The organism is Rhizobium freirei PRF 81, from assembly GCF_000359745.1.
In the GTDB taxonomy this organism is placed as follows: domain Bacteria; phylum Pseudomonadota; class Alphaproteobacteria; order Rhizobiales; family Rhizobiaceae; genus Rhizobium; species Rhizobium freirei.
The window spans coordinates 195,941-220,391 of record NZ_AQHN01000084.1 but is presented as its reverse complement, the minus strand read 5'-3'; the positions used below and the strand labels follow the sequence as shown (position 1 = coordinate 220,391).

The window sequence follows — 24,451 nt, the reverse complement described above, 5'->3', positions numbered from 1 at the left end:
CCGAAATTTACCCCTTCGGCAGCACTCCACCGGACGCATTCTGCTCACGAATGAGATCGATGAAGGCGCGAAGCCTTGCAGGCATTTGACGTCGCTGCGCGAAATAGAGGCTGAGCCCCGGATAGGGCGGGCTCCAATCCTCCAATACGGGGATCAAATGGCCGGTCGCAATATGATCGGACATGGATGCTTCAGCGATATAGGCAAGGCCTGCGCCTTCGAGAACGGCCGTCAACATCAGGTCGGACGCGTCGAGGGTCAGGCTGCCCGGGGCATCGATCAGGATCGATTGCCCGTGCTTTTCGAACTCCCAGCGATAGAGTTTGCCGCTCGCCATGCGGGCACGAATGCAGCGATGTTGCAGGAGATCGCCCGGGGCAAGAGGCTTCGGCCGGTTGCTGAAATAGCCGGGTGATCCGACAACGAGCGAGCGAATAGTCGGAACGATCGGTATCGCGACCATGTCCGTCGGGACAGCTTCAGCGAGGCGCACACCGGCATCGAAACCCTTGCCAATGACATCGACCAGAGCGTTGTCGGTAACGATCTCGACTTCCACATTCGGGTAACGCCGCCCATATTCGAGGATAAGGGGAACCAAAAGCATACGCGCTGCGCCGGGCGCCATGTTCAGCCGCAGCGTGCCTGATACGGATCCGGACGATATGCCGGCGTTCTCGATCGCCCTGTCGATCGCGGCGAGAGCCGGCGCTATATCCGCGATAAAACGTTCACCCGCATCCGACAGTGTCACGCTGCGCGTCGTTCTGTTGAAGATCCGCAGAGATAGACGCTCCTCCAGCGCCGCGACCGCATGGCTGAGCGCCGATGAGGACATACCGAGCTCGCGTGCGGCGGCACGAAAGCCACCATGCCGCGCAACGGCCGCAATCGCCTCAAGCTCCGCCAGGCTTGCCTTCATTGCGCTATTTTCCTTATCAGGCTGTCCATCTTTGTCCTACTACCCCAATCAAATAGCGCGCTTTACCTTTATCGGAAAGATGAAGGAGACGCTTATGCGCACGATAGATACGATTTACGTCAACGGCCGCTTCGTTCAGCCTCACGGCACGGAGCTCGCCCCTCTTTTCAACCCGACGACCGAAAAGCAGATCGGCACGGTACGCCTCGGAAACGAGCAGGACGTCGATGATGCCGTGAGCGCCGCGAAGGCCGCATTTCCGAGCCTGTCGCAAAGCTCCAAGGCCGAACGCATTGCAATGCTGCACAGCTTGCATGAGGCCGTCTCCGCCCGCGCTGCGGACCTTACGGAGGCCATGCGCGAGGAATACGGCGCTCCGGCTTCGTTCATCGGCTTTTCCGTACCCCACGCGGCGACGGCATTTCTCCACATGGCCGAGACGCTCGAAAATTACCAGTTTCGACGCCGCATCGGCCATGCCGAAGTGGAAATGAGACCCGCCGGCGTCGCCGCCGCCATTACGCCCTGGAACAGCAATTACGGCTTCATCTGCAGCAAGCTCGCGACAGCGATCGCCGCCGGCGCGACGATGGTCATCAAACCCTCGGAAATGAGCGCGATCCAGACCCAGCTCATCACCGAATGCCTTCATACGGCGGGCTTACCGGATGGCGTGTTCAACATCGTCAACGGCTATGGCCATGTCGTCGGCGCTGCCCTTAGCGCCCATCGCGACATCGCAAAGATCAGCTTCACCGGTTCGACGGCGACCGGACGCGCCATCTTCCAGGCCGCTTCGATGACCATGAAGCGGGTGACGCTTGAGCTCGGCGGCAAGAGCCCGAACATCATTCTCGATGACGCCGATCTCGATCTCGTCATTCCGCAAGTCCTGGCGGCAGGCCTTGCCAATAGCGGCCAAGCCTGCATTGCCGGCACCCGCATTCTCGCTCCCCAGAGCCGTCTCGACGAAATCCAGCAACGACTGGCTGATGCCGTTTCGGCGCTCAAGGTGGGCGACGCCAAGGACCCGGCCGTCAGCATCGGTCCCATGGTCAGCCAAAAGCAGTGGGATCGCGTTCAGTCCCATATTCACCTCGGCCAGGAAGAAGGCGCCCAGCTGGTCGTCGGCGGAGAGGGACGACCCGAAGGGCTCGATCGAGGCTGGTTCGTTCGCCCGACGGTCTTTTCCGGCGTCAACAACGATATGCGGATTGCGCGCGAAGAGATCTTCGGACCTGTGCTGTGCGTCATCCCCTATCGCGATGAAGCCCACGCTGTCGAAATCGCAAACGACACGGTCTACGGCCTGCAGGCCTATGTCTTCTCCGCCGATATCAACAGGGCAAAGCGGGTGGCGGAGCAGATCGAGGCGGGCCGCGTCGTCATCAACGGCGCGCCGCACGAGCCGCTGGCGCCCTTCGGCGGTTTCAAGCAATCCGGTATGGGTCGCGAATTCGGCACCTACGGCCTGGAATCGTTTCTCGAGCCCCGCGCCGTGCTGAGCTGATATGCCAGAGCCCTGGAGAACCTTGATGGCTTTCCGGGGCAACCCTTCCGCCGCCAACCCAAAGCTGGCGACCAGAGGCTTCTTTGGCCATCCCGACCAATGATATCGATCCTGAGTAAAACAAGCGGATTGCCACGACATTCAGGTTCTCGTTAGAATCATGTTCTAGCCTTAGAACAATTCCAATCTAAGGAGGTCCGATGCTAGCCAGATCCGCCTACTCCGTTCCACAACGCATCCTTCACTGGCTTATGGCCATACTCATCTTCTTCAATCTCTTGTTTCCCGATGGCATGAATGCCTGGCGACGCCTTATTCGCCACGGCCAGACGCCGACGCCTGCCGATATCGCCAGTGCCAATATCCACGCCTATGCCGGAATCGCTATCCTGCTTTTGGCCGTCGTGCGCCTTGGCTTGAGGCTGGTGTCCGATGTCCCAACGCCGCCGGACGATCAGCCTGCGTTCCTGCACTATATCGCCAGCGTGACACATTTCCTGCTCTATGCGCTGATCTTCGCAATGCCTCTGACGGGAATAGCCGCCTACTATTTCGGCATCGACACGGCCGCCTTCGTTCATGGCGGCCCGATCAAATCCCTGCTCTGGGCCGTCGTGGTCCTGCATATATTCGGTGCGCTCGTGCAGCACTTCTATTTCAAGTCGAACGTGCTGCGACGTATGACGATCGGCTAGAGTTTCCGGGAAATGCTCGCAGCGGTTTCCCGGAAATTCCTAAAGAAACAATGGGATAGAGCGTTTCCGCGAGACGAGGGAAGCGGAAATGCTCCGATACGCCTAGCGCGATCGGCGGCTATGCCGATTGGCCACCAAAGTGCTTCTCGAAAGAGAACAGAGCAGTCGGCAATGCGCTTCCACCCTGAAGCGCCAGATCCGCGAGAATTTCGCCGACCACGCTGGTAAACTTGAATCCGTGGCCGGAGCATGCCGATGAAACGACCACGTTCGGCTGCCCCGGCAATGTGTCGATCAGAAAATCCTCGCTCGGCAGCATGGTGTAGCGGCAGGTCGTCGCCCGCACGCGATACGAGGCCGCGTCCGGCAGTCGCTTGCGGGCGAATCCGTCAAGCAGCGCGGTATCGGCGTCGTTGACCGGCGGATTGGGTGCCTTCGGATCGATCAGCTCCCTGAAATGCGCGTGACGGCCAATTTTCACGCCATCGACGCCAATTGCCGGAAAGCCGAAATAGGAGCCTTCGGCCCCTTCGTCCCGCAGAAAGCAGGGCATGCGCTGCGGCTCCGCGACGAAGCCATCCTTCGGCTGATACCAGGCGACGACCTGCCGGATCGGCTGCGCATGGGGCTTCAGCTGCGGCACGAGCTCGGCAATCCATGCGCCGGTCGCGACGATCACCTTGCGCGCCCGATATCGCCCGGTCGTCGAAACGATGGTGACGCCCGCATCGTCGGGCTCGATGGCAACGACACGTTCGCCGAAATGCAAGACGGCGCCGTCTTCGGCAGCAAGCTTCAGATAGCCCATGATCGCGGCTTCAGGCCTGACATAGCCGCCCTGCGGATCGAGCAACCCGATTTCGCCCTCCTCAAGCGCGAATGCCGGGAAGCGCCGCTTCATGGCATCCCTGTCGAGTATCTCATGCGGCAATCCATGCATGTCGCAGGATGCGCGCGTGCCGCTGACGATCTTGCTGTCGGGCGCGCCGATCTGCAGGACGCCCGTCACGGTCAGGATCTCGGCGCGCAGCCGCGCATCGAGTGAGCGCCAGTTTTGATAGGCGCGCTGCAGCAGCGGGACATAGGACGGATCCTCGAAGTAGCCGAGGCGGATCAGGCGGCTGTCGCCATGCGAGGAACTGAGCGCATGCGCCGGGAAATGCGCTTCTATGCCGATCGCCTTTGCGCCTCGGGCGGCGGCAGACGCCAATGCGGCACTTCCCATCGCGCCGACGCCGATGACGGCAACGTCGAATTCCCCAGACACCCTAGGCTCCCGTTTCACTTTCAGCAGGCGGCGCGACCTTTACGATCATATCCCGCAAGTTTTCCATATCGGCATTCAACGGCCGATCGTCGCCGTAAAGAGGAATACGCGAACGAACGGCAGCGTAGACGCGATCCGTTCCTGGTGCTCTTCCGCCCTTCGAAACAAGGAGATCGTGCGCCTGTGCCCCCGCCATGAGTTCAATCGCGAGGATATATTCGGCATTGTCGAGGATCGCGAGCAGTTTGCTGGCGGCTGCCGTCGGATGCGCAAGAAAATCTTCCTGCAGACCCGATGTCAGGCCGCCATCGAGCGATGCCGGAGCGGCAAGCCTCCGGTTGTCGTTGCTGAGTGCAGCAGCGGTATATTGCGCAATCATGAAGCCCGAATGGCTGCCGGCATCGCTCGCCAGGAACGGCGGCAACCCGCTCACCAGCGGATTGACAAGACGATCCATCCGCCGCTCGCTCATCGCGGCTATCTGCGCGATCGCGACCGCCAAACTATCGGCCGCCTGACCAAGCGCCGGCGCAACGGCATGGGCTTCCGAGGAGACTACAGGCTGCTCGGGCGTGCCCGAAACCGCCGGATTGTCCGTTACCGACGCCAGTTCCTGGTCGACGATGCGGGCGGTCTGCTCGAGGACGTCCCAGGCAGCGCCATGGGCGTGCGGCACCGACCGCAGGCTCAATGCATCCTGCGTCCGCCGGCCAAGGGCTGCGGCAATGAGGCCGCTACCCCGGAGACGGCTGCGCAGCCTGGCACCGACCTTGGCGATACCCGCCGAGGGGCGGAGTGCGAGCACGGCCTCATCGAAGGCCGCCATCTGGCAACCGGCGGCTTCCAGCGTCAACGCGGCGATGGCGTCGGCCCAATCGAGCAGGCGCTCGGCGCGGTAGACGGCAAGCGCCGACAATCCCGTGGCGCAAGCCGTGCCGTTGACGAGGCTGAGCCCCTCCTTGGCGCCAAGCACCAGGGGGCTAAGGCCGATCGCGGCAAGAGCCTGCGCGCCGGTCATCGCCTTCCCCTTCACAACAGCCCGTCCCTCGCCGATCAGAACGAGCGCGGTATGGGCGTTGTGGGTCAAATAGCCGGCCGAGCCCTTGGAGGGCACTTCGGGGATGCAATCATGCTCGAGAAACGCCGCAAGATGCCGGATAATCTCAGGCCGCACGCCGGAATGACCATGGGCGAAATTGGCAATCTGCGCCGCGATGATGGAGCGCACTTCGCACGCCGGCAGCAGGGGACCAACGCCGCAGGCGTGGCTCATGATGATATTGCGCGAAAGACGGCTTTGCGAGGCGCGGTCAACAACGGTATCGGACAGGGCGCCGACGCCTGTGTTGACGCCATAGGCACGCACGCCCGTCTCGACGATGCGCTCGACGATTCGGCTCGCCTCGCCGACACGCTCCCAGGCAGTTTCGGACAGGCCGAGCGGCTCGCCGACGCCGACGCGTGCGACCTCGCGCCAGGATAGTGGCTTGTCGATGGTGACCGTCATTGTCCGTTTCCGAAATGACCGATGAACTGGCGGAAGGCCGGCGATGCGCCGCCGCCGAACATCTCGTCCGGCGTGCCGGTGCTCTCGACGAGCCCTTCCTTCATGAAGACGACGCGGTTGGAGACGTTGCGGGCAAAGCTCATCTCATGGGTCACGACGAGCATCGTCATGCCTTCCTCGGCAAGGGCGCGCATGACGCGCAGCACTTCGCCGACGAGCTCGGGATCGAGCGCCGATGTCGGTTCGTCGAACAGCATGACCTTGGGCTTCATGGCAAGCGCACGGGCAATCGCCGCACGCTGCTGCTGGCCGCCGGACAGGTGGGCTGGATAGGCATGACGCTTGTCGGCAATGCCGACCTTCTCCAGAAGCGCTTCGGCTTCGGCGATGCATTCGGAACGCGAGCGCTTCAGCACATGAACCGGTCCCTCGATCACGTTCTGCAGGATCGTCATGTGGGACCAGAGATTGAAGCTCTGAAAGACCATGCCGAGCTCGGAACGGATATGATCCACCTGCTTGTGGCTTGCCGGGTAGCTTTTGCCATTCTTGTGAATCATGCGGATCTGTTCGCCATCCACCCAGATCTCGCCGTCGCTGGCGATCTCCAGCAGGTTGATGCAGCGAAGGAAGGTGGACTTGCCGGAACCCGAGGCACCGAGCAAGGAGATGACGTCGCCATCCTGGGCATCGAGGGAAATGCCGCGCAGAACCTCATGATTGCCGAAACTCTTGCGGATGTTGCGAACTGAAAGTCGGGTGACACCTGGCATGATTTGCCTGCTCCAATGAAGTCTTTAGGCCTTCATCGCCGGCGGAACGGCGCGGCGATGGCGGGACAGCGAATATTCCAGCAAGGCTGTGGCCTGCAGAATGACGAAATTCAGCACGAGATAGATGATCGCCGCACAGAGAAAGACCTCCATGGTGCGATAGGTGTGCGAGATGAGACGCTGGGCAACGCCCGTCACTTCCCAAACGGTGACGAGACTGGCGAGTGCTGTCGATTTCATCATCAGCACGATCTCTGTCGAGTAGGCCGGCAGGGCGTGACGGAAAGCGATCGGCGCGATGATGCGGCGTACGAGCAGCAGGCGCGACATGCCGATCGAGCGCGCCGCCTCGATTTCCTTCGGCGAAACCGCGCGGATGCCGCCGCGGAAGATCTCGGCCGTGTAGCCAGCCGTGCAAAGCGCCAGCGAAAGGATCGCGCAGACCACGGGCTCACGCAGGAAAGGCCAGAGGAACGAATAGCGGATGAAGGAGAACTGCGCCAAGCCGTAAAAGATGAGGAACATCTGGATCAGCAGCGGCGAACCGCGAAAGACGAAGATATAGCCCTTGGCGAAACCAGACAGGACCGGATTGCCGCTGACGCGCATGGCGACGATAACGAGCGCCAAAAGGCCGCCCGATACGACCGACAGGGAGAACAGCAGCAGCGTCATCGGCACGGCCTGTAAGAGCGTGATCATCGTGCTCGAAAGGAAGTCGAAATCCATGTCTTCCTCCTCAGGCCTGGCCGATGGTCGCAGACGGCATGCTGCGGTTGGCGCGGCGTTCTGCCTTGTTGAAGATACGATCCGACAGGCTGGTCAGGATCAAATAGAGAATGCCGCCGACGATGAAGAACAGGAAATACTGGCGGGTAGAGCCGGCAGCGACCTGGCTGGCGCGCATCAGTTCCGCAAGGCCGGTCACGGAGATCAAGGCGGAATCCTTCAGGCTGAGCTGCCAGACATTGCCAAGACCGGGAATGGCGTAGCGTATCACCTGCGGAATGATGATGCGGCGCAGGCGCAGACCGCCATGCATGCCAATCGCGGACGCCGCCTCTAATTCACCCTTGGCAATGGCGAGATAGGCGCCGCGAAACACCTCGGCCTGATAGGCGCCCGAAATGATGCCGACGGCAAGCGCACCGGCTGCAAAGGACGGCAGGCCGAGAAAGCCGTCATAGCCCAGCCATTTGCCGACCGAAGTGACCGCCGACGAACCGCCGAAATAGATGAGATAGATGATCAGAAGCTCCGGCACGCCACGGAAAACCGTTGTGTAGACATTGCCGAGCGTTTTCAGAAGCAGGCTGCCGGAGAGCTTCGCAGAGGCGACGATTGCGCCCAGCACCGCCCCGATCGCCAACGCCGTCGCCGTGACGGCGAGCGTCATCAAGGCCGCGACGAGCAGCAGCGCGCCCCACCCGTTCGAGCCGAAGCCCAGCAGTTGCAAGGTTGCCATAGCGTCCATTCCCCGTCCGTGGCAGTTTCAAGCGTCAGGATATCATACGGTCTCCGGCGGCAAAGCCGGAGACCGTGGCCGCGACCCGGAGGTCGCACCGATCAATTCGGGCTGACGTCGACCTTGAACCACTTCATCGACAGAGTCTTGATGGTGCCATCGGCAAGGGCCGACTTGATCGCCTCGTTGAGCTTGTCGCGCAGGTCGGTATCGGCCTTGCGGATGCCAAGGCCTTCGCCCTCGCCCCAGATGGAGCCGGCGATTTCCGGACCAGTGAAGGCGAGCGAATCATTGGCGCTGGCAAAAGCGTTCGCGAAGTAGACCGCGTCGTCGAAACCGAGATCGATGCGGCCGTTCTGCAGATCGAGGTCGCGGTCAGCACCGGTCTTGTATTCGCGGATCGTGGCGATCGAGCCGAAATTGTCATAGACGAACTTGGCATAGACCGTGGCGGCCTGGATGCCGATCGTCTTGCCCTTGAAGGCCTCCTTCAGCACGTCGATTTCTTTGACGCCGGTCTGGCCGGGGGTCATCTTGATCGTGGCGCCGGTGCCGGCAGCCTTGGCAAGCGGGCTGTCCTTGGCGGTTGCGAAGGCGGCCGGGGTGGCAGCATAAGGAACGGTAAAGCCGATCACCTGCTTGCGCTCGTCGGTGATCGACAGCGCATCCATGATGACGTCAAACTTGCCGGCGTTGAGAGCCGGGATCATGCCGTCCCAATCGGAAGCGACCAGCTTGCAGTCGATCTTGGCGCGCTCGCACAGGATCTTGGCGAGTTCAGGCTCGAAGCCGCCGAGCGTACCGTCGGCATTCGTCATGTTCCAGGGGGCATAAGCGCCTTCCAGGGTGATCGTCGCCGTCTTCCAGTCCTTGGCGACTGCGGGCGCCGTGAAGGCGACGGCAGCTACGACGCCTGACAAGAGAATTGCACTGAATTTCATCGTATAGAGCTCCTCTGAGGTTGAAACAGGCCTTGCAGCACTTCCTACCGATCTTCGCCGGCTTGCCCGCTTTTTTCCAATTTATTTTTGGATTGATTGCGAGGTTGTATAGGGTACCATATGAGATAATTTATGATATGCAAGTGGGAAAGTTGTTTTCGAGGCAGATTCAGGTCGTGCAAAGGGATTAGTCAATGAAGCACTCCGGCGAGATGAAACGCGAACTGGCGGAAAACGACGCATCGCCGCTCTACGTCGGGGTCAAGCAAATGATACTCGATCGCATCCACAGCGGCGAGTGGCCGCCCAAGCATCGCGTACCTTCCGAAAACGAGCTCGTCACCGAACTCGGCGTCAGCAAGATGACGGCGAACCGCGCCCTGCGTGAGCTAGCCAACGAAGGCGAACTGGTCCGCATCCAGGGCGTCGGCTCCTTCGTTGCCGAGCGCAAGGGCGCATCCGCCCTGTTCGAAGTGCGCAATATTGCCGAAGAAATCGCCGAACGCGGGCATTCGCACCAGGCAACCGTGATCGTGCTTGCCCGAGAAGCAGCGTCGCCAGACGTCGCCGACGCGCTGGAACTGGACATAGGATCGTTCGTTTTCCATTCGCTGATCGTGCACAGCGAGAATGGCGTGCCGGTGCAGATCGAAGACCGCCACGTCCATCCCGAAGCCGCGCCTGACTACCTGCAGCAGGACTTCACGGTCATGACGCCGAATGCCTATCTTTCGGACGTTGCCCCGCTCAGCGGCTCCGAACATGTGGTCGAAGCGGTCATGCCGCAGGCCTGGGAATGCAAGCTATTGACGATCCTCAAGACCGAACCCTGCCTGACCATCCGTCGGCGTACATGGTCGGCGCGCGGCGTCGTCTCCCTGGCGCGCCTCGTGTACCCCGGGCATCGCTATCGGCTGGAGAGCCAAAGCGGCAAGCCTTCGGATCGTTAGTTGTATATGGAAGGTCGGATCACCTGTTCACTGCAGGAGAGCAAGGCTTAGGCGCCTGCGTTTCGCAGTGCTCTATATCAGGCCGTCAAAGCTTCTAAATCTGCAGCACGCATTCCACGAGCAGCGCCCCCGATAGCAAACCCGCTACCGTGGCGAGCACTTTCAGGATCGCACGCTCGATCCGCAGACATTTTTCCGGCAGGACCGACATCATCCCCTCGCTTACCGCGGCCACCGCTATGCAGACGAGCGCGGTAACACGGCGGTCTTCAGGATAGGCCATGACGAACAGGAACCCCAAAAGCCCAAAGGGAATGACGCTGTCTATGCTCGCCATCGCCATGAATGGATATTTCGTCCCGACCGGGACGACGGTGGTCAATACGACCAGACCGAGCACGGTCCAGGCAAGTGCGTGAGCGAGCAAAGTAAGTTCCATTCAGAAATCATAACAACAAGCCACAGGTTTTCAAGCCGAGGGCTTCGGCCTTGCGAGCCGAAGCTCAAGCCAACGGCATGACGACCGTCACCCGCTGAAAGAACCCAATATTGGCCCGCCGCGGCCGCTCCGCATCGATGGAAATGGCAGCTCGTGCGGTTGACAACGACCTGCGGCATCGGATGTATCGTTGCTGCAATCTGCCAGCCAATCGTCCGTACGTTCTCGCCGACAAATTTCACAGACACGATGGGACCCGATCATGCCTGACGCAAATGCCGAGACGCAGCCAGCCACGTGGCGCATCGTGCTTGCCGCCATCTTCGACTTTCTGACCGCCTTTTTTGTTCTTGGCTACATCATTGCGTCGATCTTCGGCGGCAAGACCGAGGACGGCTTCCAGCTTCACGGCCTGCCGGCCCTTCTGCTGTTCGCACTCATCGTCGCCTATTTCATCGTGTTCAACCGATATCTGGGCGGCACCATCTGGAAACGCATATTCCGCGCCCGCCGCCAATAAAGCGGCGCCGAGCCGACCGGGCCATCGTGATCGACGACTTTCGGGATGAGAATCCTCAGAGGCTGCTCAGCAACAGACTGGTCTCGCTGTTGGCCACGCCATCGATCATGCGGACCTCGCGCAGCACGCGGTCAAAATCCGAAAGGCTGATTGCCCGGATATTGGCAACGAGATCCCAGTTGCCGTTCGTGGTGTGAAGCGAATAGATTTCGGGCAAGCCTCTGAGCTTGCGGATGACCTGCGTGGTCGATTTTCCCACCACCTCGATCATCATGACGGCATGGACGGTCTGCTCGTCATAATCCTCCCGCACCCGCACGGTGAAACCCATCAGCGTCCCGGTCTCGATAAGACGATCCAGCCGGTTCTGCACCGTGCCGCGCGCCACGCCCAAAACATCCGACAACTTGGAGAGCGAGGCGCGGCCATCGGCGCGCAGATGACCGATGATACGGCGGTCGAGATCATCGGGAATATATTTGGCAACGGACATTCTAGAATCCAGACTCTGTCATTTTTACAGTAGCAGCTATACAATCTGCACAGCACGATACCAAAACTGGCACAGTTTTGAGATTTCAGTCAATCGGCCTGCTTGTTACCCTGCTGGGAATAATCTGATCGAGGACACCAAAATGCCCGCACTGCTTCCGTCGGAAAAAGCTTTCATCCCCTTCGTCAGCGTCGAGAACATGATGCGGCTCGTGCACCACGTCGGCATCGAAGCCATGCTCGTCGGGCTGACCGAAGCTGTCGAAGAGGATTTTCGTCGCTGGGATCTTTTCGACAAGACGCCACGCGTCGCCTCCCATTCCCATGATGGCGTGATCGAACTGATGCCGACCTCCGACGGCGCGGTCTACAGCTTCAAATATGTGAACGGGCACCCGAAGAACATGTCACAGGGGCTGCAGACCGTGACTGCCTTCGGCCTGCTGGCGGAAGTGTCGACCGGCTACCCGGTGTTGCTCACGGAGATGACGCTGCTGACGGCGCTGCGCACTGCCGCCACCTCGGCCATGGCCGCGCGCCATCTCGCGCCGGCGGGAGCCCGCGTCCTGGCGCTGATCGGCAATGGCGCACAGGCGGAGTTCCAGGCGCTGGCGATGAAAGCGGTCCTCGGGATCGAAGAGGTTCGTCTCTACGACATCGATCCGAGAGCCACGGAAAAGACCGTGCGCAACCTTGGCGGAAAAGGCCTGCGATTGGTTCCCTGCACAACGGCGCAGGCGGCCATCGAAGGCGCCCACATCATTACGACCTGCACCGCCGATAAGCAGTTTGCCACGATCCTGACCGACAACATGGTCGGCGCCGGCGTCCACATCAACGCCATCGGCGGCGACTGCCCCGGCAAGACCGAGCTGCATCGCGATATCCTGCTGCGTGCCGATACCTTTGTCGAATATCCGCCGCAAACCCGCATCGAGGGCGAAATCCAGCAGATGGACGCGGACTATCCGGTAACCGAGCTCTGGCAGGTCGTGAACGGCCGCGCGCAGGGCCGACGCAGCGACGCACAGATCACCCTGTTCGACAGCGTCGGCTTCGCCATCGAGGATTTCTCCGCCTTGCGCTATGTGCGCGAAAAGCTGGCCGGTACGGATTACTTTCAGAAACTGGATATCATTGCCGACCCGGACGATCCGCGCGATCTGTTCGGCATGCTGCTCCGGGCGGAGTAAGGAAGCGCCGCGGCCAGCCGCCTGTTTTGGCGCAACACCAGCCGCCGCGGCTCGCCGCTTTCAGCGGGAATTCTTCGGCCGTGTCGCGAGCACGTTGCGGATCGAGAAGCTTGAATGGATGCGCAGCACCCCCGGCAATGCCGAGAGGATTTCTTTGTGGATGCGCTCGAAGTCGCCAGCGGTGGCGACCTCAACGCGGAGCAAGTAATCGGAACCGCCCGTCATCAGAAAACACTCGCGGATTTCCGGATGCTTGCGGACGGCCGCCTCGAAACGATCCAGGTGATCTTCCGTCTGCCGCTCGAGCGTGATGTTGATGATGACCGCAATCGCCGCTTCGGCCTGCGACGTGTCTACGAGCGCTGTATAGCCCCGGATCACGCCTGCCTGCTCCATCAATTTGATGCGCCGCAAGCATGCCGACGGCGACAGCCCGACTTCGTTTGCCAGCCATGCATTGCTGACCCGGGCATCGAGGCGCAGCAGCCGAAGAATATTGCGGTCGATCGCGTCGAGGGCGGACATGTGGATTCTTTCAAAAATTCGTCGATCGTTTCAATATCGACGCAACTACACAATAATCAATCACTATTTGATGGGTAATTTCACGATCATTTCAATAATCTCGCGGCGGAAAGCGAGGGGCGGACATGGATGGCGGCATAGTGGATTCGCGGACGTCAAAACTGACGATCGACAGAGGGGCTTGCGGTTATCTGACGATCGATCTGACCGCCTTGTGCCGGAATTACGACAAGCTCTGCTCCATTGTTGCGCCCGCGCGCGCAGCAGCTGTCGTCAAGGCGGACGCCTATGGGCTTGGCGCGAACCAGGTATCGAAGGCCCTCTACGGCCGGGGTAGCCGGCACTTCTTCGTTGCCCATTTCGTGGAAGCGCTGCGGCTGCGTCCGCACTTGCCGCGCGATGCATCGATCTTCGTGCTGAACGGCCTGTTGCCGGGCAACGAAACGGCTTGCGCGGAAGGCGGCTTCGTGCCCGTTATCAATTCGCTCGATCAGCTGCAGCAGTGGTCGGAGACCGCTCGTTCCCTGAAGCGAAGGCTTCCCGCCGCCCTGCAGTTCGATACCGGCATGTCACGCCTCGGCATCCCTCCGGAAGAAAGAGGCGCCGTCGCGGCCCATTTGACAGCCGCCGACCATCTCGACATCCTGTTCGTTATGAGCCATCTGGCTTCCGCTGATGAAGCCGAGAGCATACAGAATGCCGATCAGCTTGCGGAGATGCGTCGCGTCGCCGAAGAATTCCCCGGTTACGATCTCTCTTTTGCCAATTCCGGCGGCATTTTCCTCGGCGGCGATTTTCACGGCGTACTGGCACGACCCGGTATCGCGCTTTATGGCGGCGCGCCGACCGGCGGCGTGCGCAATCCGATGGAACCCGTCGTCAGGCTCGAGGTCGCCGTAGTGCAGACGCGCACCGTGCCCACCGGCGCGCGCGTCGGCTATGGCGGCGTGCACGTGACGAAGACGGAGACCCGGCTTGCGACGATCGCTGCCGGCTACGCCGATGGCCTTCCCCGCAGCCTCAGTGACCGAGGCTCGGTCTATTACAACGGCGTACGGCTGCCGATCGTCGGCCGCGTGTCGATGGACAGCACGACAATTGACATCAGCGCCTTGCCCGAAGGAACCCTGTCATTCGGGAGCCTCGTGGAAGTCCTGGGAGATCATCAGACCATCGACGATATCGCCCGGGACGCCGGCTTGATTTCCTATGAAATCCTGACCAGTCTCGGCCATCGCTTCCACCGGCAATACCGCTGACCTTCCCATTGCTCAATTTACTGAGGACATCATGAAAGTCGTCGTTCTGGGGGCCGGCATCGTCGGCGTCACATCCGCCTATCAACTCGCCAAGGCGGGCCACGAGGTGACGGTCATCGACCGGCAGCACGGGCCGGCGCTGGAAACGAGTTTTGCCAATGCGGGTGAAGTCTCCTTCGGCTATTGCTCGCCATGGGCCGCGCCCGGCATTCCGATGAAGGCGATCAAGTGGCTTTTCATGCACCACGCGCCGCTCATCCTGCGCCCCAAGGTCGATGGCGCGATGCTGTCCTGGCTCGTGAAGATGCTGTCGAACTGCACCTCGGAGCGCTACGCGATCAACAAGAGCCGGATGCTGCGCCTTGCCGATTATAGCCGCATCTCTCTCGCTCAAGTACGCGAGGAAACCGGCATTGCCTATGACGAGCGCATGCAGGGCACGCTGCAGCTCTTCCGCACGCAGCAGCAGCTCGACGCCTCCGCCAAGGACGTCAAGGCTCTGGCAGCCGACGGCATTCCCTATGAAGTGCTCGATCCCCAGGGTTGCATCCGCGTCGAACCGGCTCTGCGGCATGTTCGCGAAAAGATCGTCGGCGGCCTGCTGACGCCGAAGGACGAGACCGGCGATTGCTTCAAATTCACCAATGCGCTGGCCGCCAAGGCAGTCGAGCTCGGCGTGCGCTTCCAATACGGCACCACGATCAAGGGGCTCGACGTCCAGGGCGGCCAGGTGCGCGGCGTTGTTACCGACCATAGTCGTGTGGATGCCGATGCCGTCGTCGTCGCGCTTGGCAGCTACTCGCCGATCATGCTCAAGCCGCTCGGCATCAAGCTTCCGGTCTATCCGGTTAAGGGCTACTCGCTCACGATCCCGATCACCGATCCCTCGCGTTCGCCGGAATCGACGGTGATGGACGAAACCTACAAGATCGCCATCACGCGCCTTGGCGATCGCATCCGCGTCGGCGGCATGGCCGAAATCTCCGGCTATACCAACGATCTCGGCCTTGCCCGGCGCAAGACGCTCGAGCATTCCGTCACCGACCTATTCCCCGGTGGGGACGTGGCCAAGGCGTCCTTCTGGTCTGGCCTGCGGCCGATGACGCCGGACGGAACGCCGGTGATCGGACCGACGAAGATCAAGGGGCTGTTCCTCAACACCGGACACGGCACGCTTGGATGGACGATGAGCTCCGGCTCTGCACGCGTCATCGGCGATCTCGTCAGCGGCCGCAAGCCTGATATCGACGCGACGGATCTTGCCGTCAGCCGCTATGCCTGATCAGGCACGCCTCATCCGCCATCCCTTTCTACGGCTATGGGAATGGCCCCCTCTCCCCGCAAGCGGGGAGAGGGGGCTCTTATATCCGCATGAGAGTCGAGTTCATCGCCCGCCGATACCAATCAATGCCTGGAAATGCGCGGCAGGAAGATCGTGAACAGACCGAGCAGCGGCAGGTAAGAGCAGATCGTGTAGACGAAGGAGATGCCGTGCGTATCGGCAAAATCCCCGAGCGCTGCCGCGCCAAGTCCGCCTGCTCCAAAGGCGAAACCGAAGAAAATGCCGCCGATCAATCCGACGCGACCCGGGATCAGCTCCTGTGCGAACACCACGATCGCCGGGAATGCCGAGGCGAATACCAGCCCGATTATGACGGTCAGGACGCAGGTCCAGAACAGGTCCGCATAGGGCATCAAGAGCGCGAAGGGAATGACGCCGAGGATCGAGAACCAGATCACGAAGCGTGCACCGAGACGGTCGCCGACCGGCCCACCCATGATCGTTCCGGCGGCGACCGACCCCAGGAAGAGGAAGAGCATAAGCTGCGCATCGCGGACGTCGAGGTGGAACTTGTCGATGACATAGAAGGTGAAATAGCTCGAAATGCTCGCCATGTAGACGTTCTTCGTCGCCGTCAGCAGGATGAGGATCGCAAGCGCCCACATCGCCTTGCTGCGCGCAATCGGCAAGGTGCGGTTGGGCACAGGACGGCTGGCCTGCTGGCGGCGATGGTTGACGTACCAGGTGCCGACCCAGCTCAGAACGATGAAGCCGATGACGGCGAGCACCGAAAGCCATGCCACGCTCTTCTGGCCATGCTGAAGAACGAAGAATGCGGCAATCAGCGGCCCGATTGCCGAACCGGCGTTGCCGCCGAGCTGGAACAGCGATTGGGCGAGGCCATGACGGCCGCCGGAGGCCAGACGCGCGACGCGCGAGGCTTCCGGATGGAAGACGGCAGAACCGAAACCGATCAGGCAGGCGGCGCCTAGCAACATGCTGAAGCTTCCGGCATAGCCGAGCAGCAGGAGGCCCGAGAATGTGCTGACCATGCCCACAGGCAGCGAATAGGGCATCGGCCATTTATCGGTGACGATGCCGACAACAGGCTGCAGCAGCGAGGCGGTAATCTGGAACATCATCGTCAGCAGCCCGATCTGCACGAAATCGAGCGCGTAATTCTCTCGGAACATCGGATAGAGCGACGACAGCAGCGATTGCATGATGTCGTTCAGCAGGTGGCAGGTGCTGACCGCAATAACGACCGAGATCGTCGTCTTCTCAAATCGGGTTTGCGCACCCGAAAACGCCGCAACCATGGGGATTCCTTCCAGCGCCGGCGATTCCCACCGACCAAATTGTTCGATCCGCCTTTTACACGGCTTGTGGGTGACCTTCTTTCGTGTTTTGGTCCAATAGTTTCTCGATTGGGCCATTATGGAAAAACTGCCGAAACAATTGCTGGCCACCCTCGACGACCTGCATGTCCAGAGCATGCGCTGGATGGAGGAATCCGATGCGGATGTACTCGTCCACAGCGCCGAGCCGCCACAGGGTTACACCGTTCCATGGCACCATCACCGCCGCACGCAATTGCTCTGCATCTTTGCCGGCGTCGCCCTGATCATGACGGCGCGGGGGCGCTGGATGGTGCCTCCGGGGCACGCTCTGTTCATCCCCGTGGGGCTTGAGCATTCGATCGAGATTCTAAGCGACGTCAGCATGAAATCCGTCTATGTCGCGCCGCGCAATCAGCCCCCGAAGGATGAGGTTCCGCGCGTCGTCGAGGTCACGGATCTCGCCCGCAGCCTGTTGCTGGAAGCCATACGGTTACGGGAGGCGCCTGTCGGCCATCGCAAGGCCAAGCTGGTCCTGTCGCTGCTCGTCGAAGAGATCGCCACGCTGCCGGAACGCCCGCTCGGCCTCCCCTTCCCTTCCGATCGTCGGCTGGCAGCGCTCTGCCGCGAATACCTCGCCAACCCTTCACCCAACGCCAGGCTGGATGACTGGGCCGAAAAGCTTGCCATGAGCCGGCGAACCTTCACGCGCCAGTTCCGCAAGGAGACCGGCATCAGCTTCACGACCTGGCGCCAGCAGGCAAGCGTTTTCGCCTGCCTGCCACGGCTGGCCGGGGGGCAACCCGTGACCAACGTCGCGCTCGAAGCGGGCTATGAGAGCGTGGCGGCATTTACCACCATGTTCCGGCGCATGCTCGGCTCGTCGCCACGCGCCTACACAGTCAACCGCTGAGCCTTCGATCGGCAATCTTGAACCTGGGAAGCCGATCTGGCCCCACCCCTCTTGAAACGGCCCGTTGCTTGCGGCAAACAGCGCTGGAAACAGGGACAAGCATATGCGGCACATTCAGATCGTCGGTATCGGCACCGGAAATCCCGAGCATATGACGGTGCAGGCGATCAACACCCTGAATGCCGCCGATGTCATCTTCATTCCCAGCAAGGGCGCGGCAAAGGCAGAACTCGCCGATGTCCGCAAAGATATCTGCGAGCGCTACGTCACCAACAAAACCATCCGCTTCATCGGCTATGAGGTGCCATCGCGACGCACGGCCGATCGCAGCTATGTACAGGGCGTCGATGAATGGCATGAAGAGATTTCAGCCATTTACGAACGGCTTTTCCTTGAGCATCTGGCGGAAAAGGAACGCGCGGCCTTCCTGGTGTGGGGCGATCCCGGCCTGTACGACAGCACGTTACGCATCATCGAGCGTGTCGCAGCGCGCGGCAATGTCCCACTCGACTACGGTATCATTCCCGGCATCACCAGCATTCAGGCGCTGACCGCAAGCCACCGCATTCCCCTCAATCTCGTCGGCAAGCCGGTGCAGATCACCACGGGACGCCGGCTGGCCGAGAGTTTTCCCGGCATAGCGGAAACGGCCGTCGTCATGCTCGACGGCCAGCAGGCCTTCAGCAAGATCGACGATCCGGACGCCTATATCTATTGGGGAGCCTATCTCGGCACAAAGGACGAGATTATCATATCCGGCAGGCTGGCTGATGTTTCCGAGCGCATTGTTTCGACACGGGAAGAAGCCCGCGCGAGACACGGGTGGATCATGGACATCTACCTGCTGCGCAAGGGCCAGGACTTCGACGATCGGACATGAACCGTCGCTAAGCCAAATCATTTGCCCGCCGATCCGGTTTATGCAAGGAAGTGTCCCTTATGAAGGGCAATCTCCTGGTTGCGGCCAACGGACAGATGATGGATGAACTCGCGTGCGTCTCGCAAGAGCCAGCCGAAGGCCTCGTCGACGCCTCGCCTTCGCCGGCCATGGTTCGCGGCGCCTGCCCGTCGCTCAGCGAGCCGATGCAGACCGGCGATGGTCTCCTGGTGCGGCTGCGGCCGGTGACCACGGGATTGACGGTTGCCCAGTTTCGCGCACTCGCCGCTACGGCCGAAAAACATGGCAACGGTCTGATCGAGATCACTGCGCGCGGCAATCTGCAACTGCGCGGCATGACCTCGCAAAGCATGGCCGGATTGGCCGCCGATGTCGATCGCGCTGGCATTGTGCCGGAGATCGGCGTTGCGATCGAAGTCCCGCCGCTCAGCGGCGTCGATCCGGCGGAAGTCGCCGACGCACGATCCCTTGCCGAACGCCTGCGGTACGCCATCGATTCACTAGATCCAAAACCGCTTCTGGCGGCGAAGCTCGCGATCATCATCGATGGCGGCGGTCAGCTCGCTCTGGACGGACTTTCGGCGGATATCCGGCTGAAGGCGACCAAACCCGATGATGGCGCAGGCCGTTTATGGACGCTCGCGATCGCAGGAACGAATGCAACGGCAACGCCGCTTGCCACATTGCCTAGCGACGAGGCGATTGCCGGCGTGGTCGCGTTGTTGAAAAGATTGAGCCTCCTCGGACCTCGCGCCCGCGGTCGCGACCTTGATCCGGCGGAGCTGCGAGGACAATTTCCGGGCGTAACCGCCCATGCTCAGACGACAGTCAAGCCACCCACCTCCCCCATCGGGATCATCTCACTGGGGATAAACGGTTATGCGCTCGGATTGCGCCCATCCTTCGGCCAGATCCACGCAAAGGACCTCGCACGCTTTCTCGCCGTTGCCGAAGAGAACAGCGTCTCCGAAATCCGCACCGGGCCGCAACACAGCATGCTGTTGCTGGGCCTTGCGGCCGACGAACTCGAGCGCGTTCGCACGGTAGCTGCTTCCTGCGGTTTTCAAACGCGCGACGGCGATCCGGCAAATCACATCGTTCCTTGCTCGGGCGCTGGAGCCTGCGCATCCGCACACTACGCCACTAAGCAGGCCGCCTTAGATTGTGTTGCTGTCGCTCCCGAGCTGCTCGACGGTTCGTTCGAACTGCACCTGTCCGGCTGCTCGAAGGGATGCGCCCATCCTGCTCCGACAGCGCTCGCCATCGTCGGCATTCCGACCGGCCATGCGATCGTCCTGGATGGATCGGCATCGGCCGAACCCGCCGTCCATATCGGCAAAGAGAATCTGAAATCGGTGCTGGCTCGGCTGGGGGAGCTGGTGCGAAACAACAAAGTTGCTGGCGAATCGGCGCGCCAGTGTCTTAAACGGCTCGGCCGGGACGCAATCGCGACGGCTTTACGACAGGGATAGAAATGCCTGACTATGACTATATCCGCGAGGGACAAGCGATCTATGAACGCTCCTTCGCGATCATCCGCGGCGAAGCCGATCTCAAGCGCTTTTCCGATGCCGAGGCCGATGTTGCGATCCGCATGATCCATGCCTGCGGACAGGTGGAAGCAGCCCAGCATTTCCATTTCTCGCCCGACTTCGTCGCCGCTGCCCGCAAGGCGCTGTCTGACGGCGCACCGATTCTTTGCGATGCCGAGATGGTCGCCCGCGGTGTCACGCGTGCCCGTCTGCCGGCAGCCAACGAAGTGATCTGCACATTGCAGGACCCGCGCACGGCTGAGATCGCCAAGGCCATCGGCAACACGCGTTCTGCCGCTGCCATGCATCTGTGGACCGAGCACCTAGCCGGCTCAGTCGTCGCCATCGGCAATGCGCCAACCGCCCTCTTCCATCTTCTCGAAATGCTGCGCGATGGCGCGCCGAAGCCTGCCACCATCATCGGCATGCCTGTCGGCTTCGTCGGCGCGGCCGAATCCAAGGATGCGCTAGCGGAGAATTCCTACGGCGTTCCCTTCGCCATCGTGCGCGGTCGCCTCGGCGGCAGCGCCATGACGGCAGCGGCCCTCAATGCACTGGCGAGGCCGGGCCTATGAGCACCTCTTCCTCTGGCCAGTTGATTGGCGTCGGCACCGGTCCCGGCGATCCGGAACTGCTGACGATCAAGGCCGTCAGAGCCTTGGAGCGCGCCGATGTCGTCGCTTATTTTGCCAAGCAGGGCAAGAACGGCAACGGACGCACAATCGTCGGCGACCTGCTGAGAGCGGACGTGACGCTCCTGCCGCTCTACTATCCGGTCACGACCGAGATCGATAAAGACGCCCCGGGCTATATCAGCCAGATCACCGCCTTCTATGACGCCTCGGCCGAATTGGTGGCGGCGCGGCTGCGCGAAGGAAAGACTGTTGCGGTGCTCAGCGAGGGCGACCCGCTCTTTTACGGCTCCTACATGCACCTGCATGTCCGCCTCGCCAATCGCTTCCCGACCGAGGTCATACCTGGCGTGACGGCCATGTCCGGCTGCTGGTCTTTGGCCGGGTTGCCGATGGTGCAAGGTGACGACGTGTTGTCCGTGCTGCCGGGGACCATGGCTGAAGCCGAACTTGCCCGCCGCCTGGGCGACACGCAGGCAGCGGTCATCATGAAGGTCGGCCGCAATCTGCCGAAGATCCGCCGCGCGCTTGATGCCGCCGGCCGGCTGAACGACGCCATCTATGTCGAGCGCGGCACGATGGCAAATGGCGCCATGACGCCGCTCGCCGGCCGTGACGATGCCGAGGCGCCGTATTTCTCTCTGGTTCTGGTTCCGGGCTGGGAAGGAAGGCCATGAGCGGGCGTCTCTATGTCATCGGCACCGGCCCCGGCAATCCCTCGCAGACGACGCCGGAAGCCTTGGCTGCCGTCGCGGATGCCCATGAATTCTACGGTTACGGTCCTTACCTCGACCGCCTGACGCTGCGCGGCGACCAGATCCGTCAAGCATCCGACAATCGCGAGGAGCTGGATCGCGCCAAGGCGGCGCTGCAGCGAGCCGCGGCCGGCGTCAATGTCTGCGTCGTCTCCGGCGGCGATCCCGGCGTTTTTGCCATGGCGGCGGCAGTCTGTGAGGCGATCGATCATGGTCCGGCGGAATGGCGCGCAATCGACCTCGTCGTCGTGCCGGGCATCACCGCCATGCTTGCGGTCGCTGCCCGCATCGGTGCGCCTCTCGGCCACGATTTCTGTGCGATCTCGCTGTCTGACAATCTGAAGCCCTGGCCTCTTATCGAAAGCCGGCTTCGTGCCGTCGCAGAGGCCGGCTTTGTGATCGCGCTCTACAATCCGATTAGCAAAGCGCGGCCCTGGCAGCTCGGCAAGGCCTTCGAAATCCTGCGCGCCATATTGCCCGGCGATACGCCCGTCATCTTCGGCCGCGCCGCCGGCCGGCCCGACGAGCGTATGATCGTGGCGCGGCTTGGCGATGCCGAGGTCTCGCAAGCGGATATGGCGACCTGCGTCATCATCGGCTCGGCCGAGACGCGCGTCATTGCCCGTGAAGGGCGTCCGGATCTGGTCTATACGCCGCGTTTCATCAGGGAAGAGACGAAATGATCGATGCGATCGAGCGCAGCGTCCACTGTTTCGGCCACCGGCAGGCCGGCAGCCTCCGTGCGCTCGATCATGATCACCTTGATGCCGAGGTGCCTTGCCGCTTCGATCTTTCCGTAGGTCGCGCCGCCGCCGCTATTCTTGGCGACGACCACGTCGATCCCATGCCGCTGCAACATGTCGAGCTCGTCGGCCAGTCGGAACGGGCCTCTGCTGATGATGTAGCTGACATTGGGCACAGTCAGCGGCGGCTCGACGGGATCGACGCTGCGGACCCAGTAATGGTGCTGCGGCGCCGCATTCGCCTGATGCGCCTCCTGCCGACCGGTCGCCAGGAAAACCCGCAAGGGTCTGGCCCCGAGCGCGGCCACGGCCTGCGCAATACTATGCACCGAGAGCCATTCATCGCCTTCGACCGGCACCCAGGCGGGGCGGCGCAACGCAAAAGCCGATACATCGCATTGAGCGGCCGCCTGGCTGGCGTTTGTGGAAATACGCGCTGCGAAAGGGTGGGTGGCATCGATCAGCAGATCGATCGCTTCCTCGCGAAGATAGCGGGCAAGCCCTTCCGCACCGCCGAAGCCGCCTCTGCGCACCGGCACGGGCTGCAGGGCGGGATCGGCAGTCCTGCCTGCGAGCGACAAGACAACGTCAAGATCAGCGCGGGAGGCGAGCGACGCCGCCAGAGCACGGGCCTCCGTTGTACCGCCCAGGATCAGAATACGGGCCTTGTCCATGGCTGAGACACCTTCAATTCAACGCTGGCTCACTCTTATCGGCATCGGCGAAGACGGTCCAGCCGGCCTCGGCGACGCGGCCAAACAGCTGATCACATCGGCACCGGTCGTCTTCGGCGGAGCGCGCCATATCGAGTTGATGAGCGCCGTTATTACCGGCGAGACACGGCAATGGCTTTCGCCATTCGAAAAATCCATCGAAGCGGTCCTTGCCCGGCGCGGCAAGCCGACCGTGGTTCTCGCCTCCGGCGACCCGTTCTTCTACGGCGTCGGCGCGACGCTTTTGCGGAGCATTCCAGCCGATGAGATGTCTGTCATTCCAGCAGCATCTTCGTTCAGCCTGGCCGCCTCCCGCCTGGGCTGGCCTTTGCAGGAGACGACGGTCCTCTCGCTGCACGGACGACCCATCGACCTCATCCGGCCTCACCTCCACCCCGGCCGAAAGATCCTGGCGCTGACATCCGATGGCAATGGCCCTGCCGCGTTGGCCGCCCTGCTGCAAAGCTCTGGGTTCGGTCAGTCTGAGCTTACGGTTCTGGAAGCGCTGGGCGGCCCGCATGAGAAGGTCTCCCGCCAGAGGGCAGCTGGGTTCACCCTTTTCGGTATCAATGATCTGAACATCTGCGGCATCGAGGTCAAGGCCGAAGCCGGCGCCCGGATTTTGTCGCTGAGCGCCGGCTTAGCCGATGAGCTTTTCGATCATGATGGCCAGATCACCAAGCGCGAGATCCGCGCGATGACGCTGTCGGCACTGGCGCCCCGCCATGGCGAGCTGCTCTGGGATATCGGCGCCGGCTCCGGGTCGATCGGCATAGAATGGATGCTAGCCGATATCTCACTACGCGCCATCGCCATCGAGGCTTCCGGCGAGCGCGTGGCGCGGATCCGCCGCAACGCGACGAATTTCGGCGTGCCGGGCCTATCCATTGTCGAGGGTGAGGCGCCGAATGCGCTTGCGGGACTGCCGACGCCGGATGCGGTCTTCATCGGCGGCGGCGGCAGCGACGCCGGCGTTCTCGATGCCGCCATCGGCCAATTGAAAAGCGGCGGCAGGCTGGTTGCCAATGCCGTCACGACCGAAATGGAAGCTCTTCTGCTCGCAGAACACGCACGCAGGGGTGGCTCGCTGATCCGCATCGACATTGCCCGCGCCGCACCCGTCGGCCGCATGACCGGCTGGCGGCCGGCCATGCCAGTGACGCAATGGTCTTGGACCAAGCCATGAAT

Annotated in this window: 26 protein-coding genes; 14 read left to right on the top strand and 12 right to left on the bottom strand. The window is 61.8% G+C overall.

From position 1 onward, the window contains the following. Positions 1–7: 7 nt before the first annotated feature. A complete protein-coding gene (locus tag RHSP_RS24430) occupies positions 8–922 on the bottom strand; it encodes a LysR family transcriptional regulator (RefSeq protein WP_037154253.1) in 915 nt (304 codons plus the stop codon). A 94-nt stretch (positions 923–1,016) separates the two neighbouring features. Between RHSP_RS24430 and RHSP_RS24425 the strand changes: the two genes are divergently transcribed. Together RHSP_RS24425 and RHSP_RS24420 are read left to right on the top strand one after the other, a co-directional pair. Beyond that, on the top strand, positions 1,017–2,432 hold the full coding sequence (locus RHSP_RS24425; protein ID WP_037154558.1) for an aldehyde dehydrogenase family protein: 1,416 nt from the start codon (positions 1,017–1,019) through the stop codon (positions 2,430–2,432). 200 nt (positions 2,433–2,632) lie between these two features. Beyond that, positions 2,633–3,127, top strand: a complete 495-nt coding sequence (locus RHSP_RS24420; RefSeq protein WP_004124729.1) for a cytochrome b — start codon at positions 2,633–2,635, stop codon at positions 3,125–3,127. 118 nt (positions 3,128–3,245) lie between these two features. Here the strand turns inward: RHSP_RS24420 and solA are convergent, their stop codons facing one another. From solA to RHSP_RS24390, 6 genes are all read right to left on the bottom strand, one after another. Further along, complete coding sequence (gene solA, locus RHSP_RS24415) at positions 3,246–4,394, bottom strand: N-methyl-L-tryptophan oxidase (protein WP_004124728.1); 1,149 nt, start codon at positions 4,392–4,394, stop codon at positions 3,246–3,248. Between the two features lies 1 nt (position 4,395). After that, complete coding sequence (locus RHSP_RS24410; protein ID WP_037154249.1) at positions 4,396–5,901, bottom strand: HAL/PAL/TAL family ammonia-lyase; 1,506 nt, start codon at positions 5,899–5,901, stop codon at positions 4,396–4,398. Further along, positions 5,898–6,674 carry an ABC transporter ATP-binding protein gene (locus RHSP_RS24405; protein ID WP_004124724.1) on the bottom strand — a complete coding sequence of 259 codons (777 nt, stop codon included), beginning with the start codon at positions 6,672–6,674 and terminating at the stop codon, positions 5,898–5,900. Before RHSP_RS24405 ends, RHSP_RS24410 begins: the two co-directional genes overlap by 4 nt. A gap of 24 nt (positions 6,675–6,698) precedes the next feature. Next, entirely contained in the window at positions 6,699–7,403 is a 705-nt protein-coding gene (locus RHSP_RS24400) for an ABC transporter permease (RefSeq protein WP_004124721.1), read from the bottom strand. A 10-nt stretch (positions 7,404–7,413) separates the two neighbouring features. Beyond that, positions 7,414–8,139 (bottom strand): ABC transporter permease, encoded by a 726-nt coding sequence (locus tag RHSP_RS24395; RefSeq protein WP_004124718.1) that lies wholly within the window; start codon positions 8,137–8,139, stop codon positions 7,414–7,416. A gap of 101 nt (positions 8,140–8,240) precedes the next feature. Continuing rightward, positions 8,241–9,080: a transporter substrate-binding domain-containing protein gene (locus tag RHSP_RS24390; RefSeq protein ID WP_004124716.1), complete on the bottom strand. Its 840-nt coding sequence runs from the start codon at positions 9,078–9,080 to the stop codon at positions 8,241–8,243. Positions 9,081–9,274: 194 nt separating this feature from the next. Between RHSP_RS24390 and hutC the strand changes: the two genes are divergently transcribed. Then, positions 9,275–10,030, top strand: coding sequence for a histidine utilization repressor (hutC, locus tag RHSP_RS24385; protein WP_004124713.1), 756 nt, complete (start codon positions 9,275–9,277; stop codon positions 10,028–10,030). Positions 10,031–10,124: 94 nt separating this feature from the next. Here hutC and RHSP_RS24380 read toward each other — a convergent pair whose 3' ends face one another. Then, a complete protein-coding gene (locus RHSP_RS24380; protein ID WP_037154245.1) occupies positions 10,125–10,469 on the bottom strand; it encodes a hypothetical protein in 345 nt (114 codons plus the stop codon). Between the two features lie 262 nt (positions 10,470–10,731). On the opposite strand from RHSP_RS24380, the gene RHSP_RS24375 reads away from it, so the two are divergent. Further along, positions 10,732–10,989, top strand: coding sequence for a hypothetical protein (locus RHSP_RS24375; RefSeq protein ID WP_004124707.1), 258 nt, complete (start codon positions 10,732–10,734; stop codon positions 10,987–10,989). A gap of 55 nt (positions 10,990–11,044) precedes the next feature. Here RHSP_RS24375 and RHSP_RS24370 read toward each other — a convergent pair whose 3' ends face one another. Further along, positions 11,045–11,482: an Lrp/AsnC family transcriptional regulator gene (locus RHSP_RS24370; RefSeq protein ID WP_037154240.1), complete on the bottom strand. Its 438-nt coding sequence runs from the start codon at positions 11,480–11,482 to the stop codon at positions 11,045–11,047. Positions 11,483–11,624: 142 nt separating this feature from the next. Here RHSP_RS24370 and RHSP_RS24365 point away from each other — a divergent pair, with 142 nt between their 5' ends. Next, positions 11,625–12,674, top strand: coding sequence for an ornithine cyclodeaminase (locus tag RHSP_RS24365; protein WP_037154237.1), 1,050 nt, complete (start codon positions 11,625–11,627; stop codon positions 12,672–12,674). A 60-nt stretch (positions 12,675–12,734) separates the two neighbouring features. Here the strand turns inward: RHSP_RS24365 and RHSP_RS24360 are convergent, their stop codons facing one another. Then, complete coding sequence (locus RHSP_RS24360; protein WP_004124701.1) at positions 12,735–13,199, bottom strand: Lrp/AsnC family transcriptional regulator; 465 nt, start codon at positions 13,197–13,199, stop codon at positions 12,735–12,737. 125 nt (positions 13,200–13,324) lie between these two features. On the opposite strand from RHSP_RS24360, the gene alr reads away from it, so the two are divergent. Further along, positions 13,325–14,458 (top strand): alanine racemase, encoded by a 1,134-nt coding sequence (gene alr, locus RHSP_RS24355; RefSeq protein ID WP_004124699.1) that lies wholly within the window; start codon positions 13,325–13,327, stop codon positions 14,456–14,458. A 31-nt stretch (positions 14,459–14,489) separates the two neighbouring features. Further along, positions 14,490–15,740 carry a D-amino acid dehydrogenase gene (locus RHSP_RS24350; protein ID WP_004124697.1) on the top strand — a complete coding sequence of 417 codons (1,251 nt, stop codon included), beginning with the start codon at positions 14,490–14,492 and terminating at the stop codon, positions 15,738–15,740. A 122-nt stretch (positions 15,741–15,862) separates the two neighbouring features. On the opposite strand, the gene RHSP_RS24345 is transcribed toward RHSP_RS24350, so the two are convergent. Further along, complete coding sequence (locus tag RHSP_RS24345; RefSeq protein ID WP_004124695.1) at positions 15,863–17,059, bottom strand: MFS transporter; 1,197 nt, start codon at positions 17,057–17,059, stop codon at positions 15,863–15,865. A 118-nt stretch (positions 17,060–17,177) separates the two neighbouring features. On the opposite strand from RHSP_RS24345, the gene RHSP_RS24340 reads away from it, so the two are divergent. The 6 genes from RHSP_RS24340 (at position 17,178) to RHSP_RS24315 (ending at position 22,490) form a co-directional block, all read left to right on the top strand. Further along, positions 17,178–17,990, top strand: coding sequence for an AraC family transcriptional regulator (locus RHSP_RS24340; protein WP_004124693.1), 813 nt, complete (start codon positions 17,178–17,180; stop codon positions 17,988–17,990). A 103-nt stretch (positions 17,991–18,093) separates the two neighbouring features. Further along, the gene (cobF, locus tag RHSP_RS24335; protein WP_004124690.1) at positions 18,094–18,870 is read left to right on the top strand and encodes a precorrin-6A synthase (deacetylating); all 777 of its coding nucleotides are present in this window, start codon (positions 18,094–18,096) and stop codon (positions 18,868–18,870) included. Between the two features lie 59 nt (positions 18,871–18,929). Next, positions 18,930–20,360, top strand: a complete 1,431-nt coding sequence (gene cobG, locus RHSP_RS24330) for a precorrin-3B synthase (RefSeq protein WP_004124687.1) — start codon at positions 18,930–18,932, stop codon at positions 20,358–20,360. Positions 20,361–20,362: 2 nt separating this feature from the next. Then, positions 20,363–20,995, top strand: a complete 633-nt coding sequence (locus RHSP_RS24325) for a precorrin-8X methylmutase (RefSeq protein WP_004124684.1) — start codon at positions 20,363–20,365, stop codon at positions 20,993–20,995. Then, positions 20,992–21,729, top strand: a complete 738-nt coding sequence (locus tag RHSP_RS24320; protein WP_004124680.1) for a precorrin-2 C(20)-methyltransferase — start codon at positions 20,992–20,994, stop codon at positions 21,727–21,729. Before RHSP_RS24325 ends, RHSP_RS24320 begins: the two co-directional genes overlap by 4 nt. Further along, on the top strand, positions 21,726–22,490 hold the full coding sequence (locus tag RHSP_RS24315; protein WP_004124677.1) for a precorrin-3B C(17)-methyltransferase: 765 nt from the start codon (positions 21,726–21,728) through the stop codon (positions 22,488–22,490). Before RHSP_RS24320 ends, RHSP_RS24315 begins: the two co-directional genes overlap by 4 nt. On the opposite strand, the gene RHSP_RS24310 is transcribed toward RHSP_RS24315, so the two are convergent. Next, positions 22,454–23,224, bottom strand: coding sequence for a cobalt-precorrin-6A reductase (locus RHSP_RS24310; RefSeq protein ID WP_004124674.1), 771 nt, complete (start codon positions 23,222–23,224; stop codon positions 22,454–22,456). The two genes, RHSP_RS24315 and RHSP_RS24310, sit on opposite strands and share 37 nt — an antisense overlap. Here RHSP_RS24310 and RHSP_RS24305 point away from each other — a divergent pair. After that, complete coding sequence (locus RHSP_RS24305) at positions 23,223–24,449, top strand: bifunctional cobalt-precorrin-7 (C(5))-methyltransferase/cobalt-precorrin-6B (C(15))-methyltransferase (protein ID WP_004124671.1); 1,227 nt, start codon at positions 23,223–23,225, stop codon at positions 24,447–24,449. The two genes, RHSP_RS24310 and RHSP_RS24305, sit on opposite strands and share 2 nt — an antisense overlap. Positions 24,450–24,451: the final 2 nt, after the last annotated feature.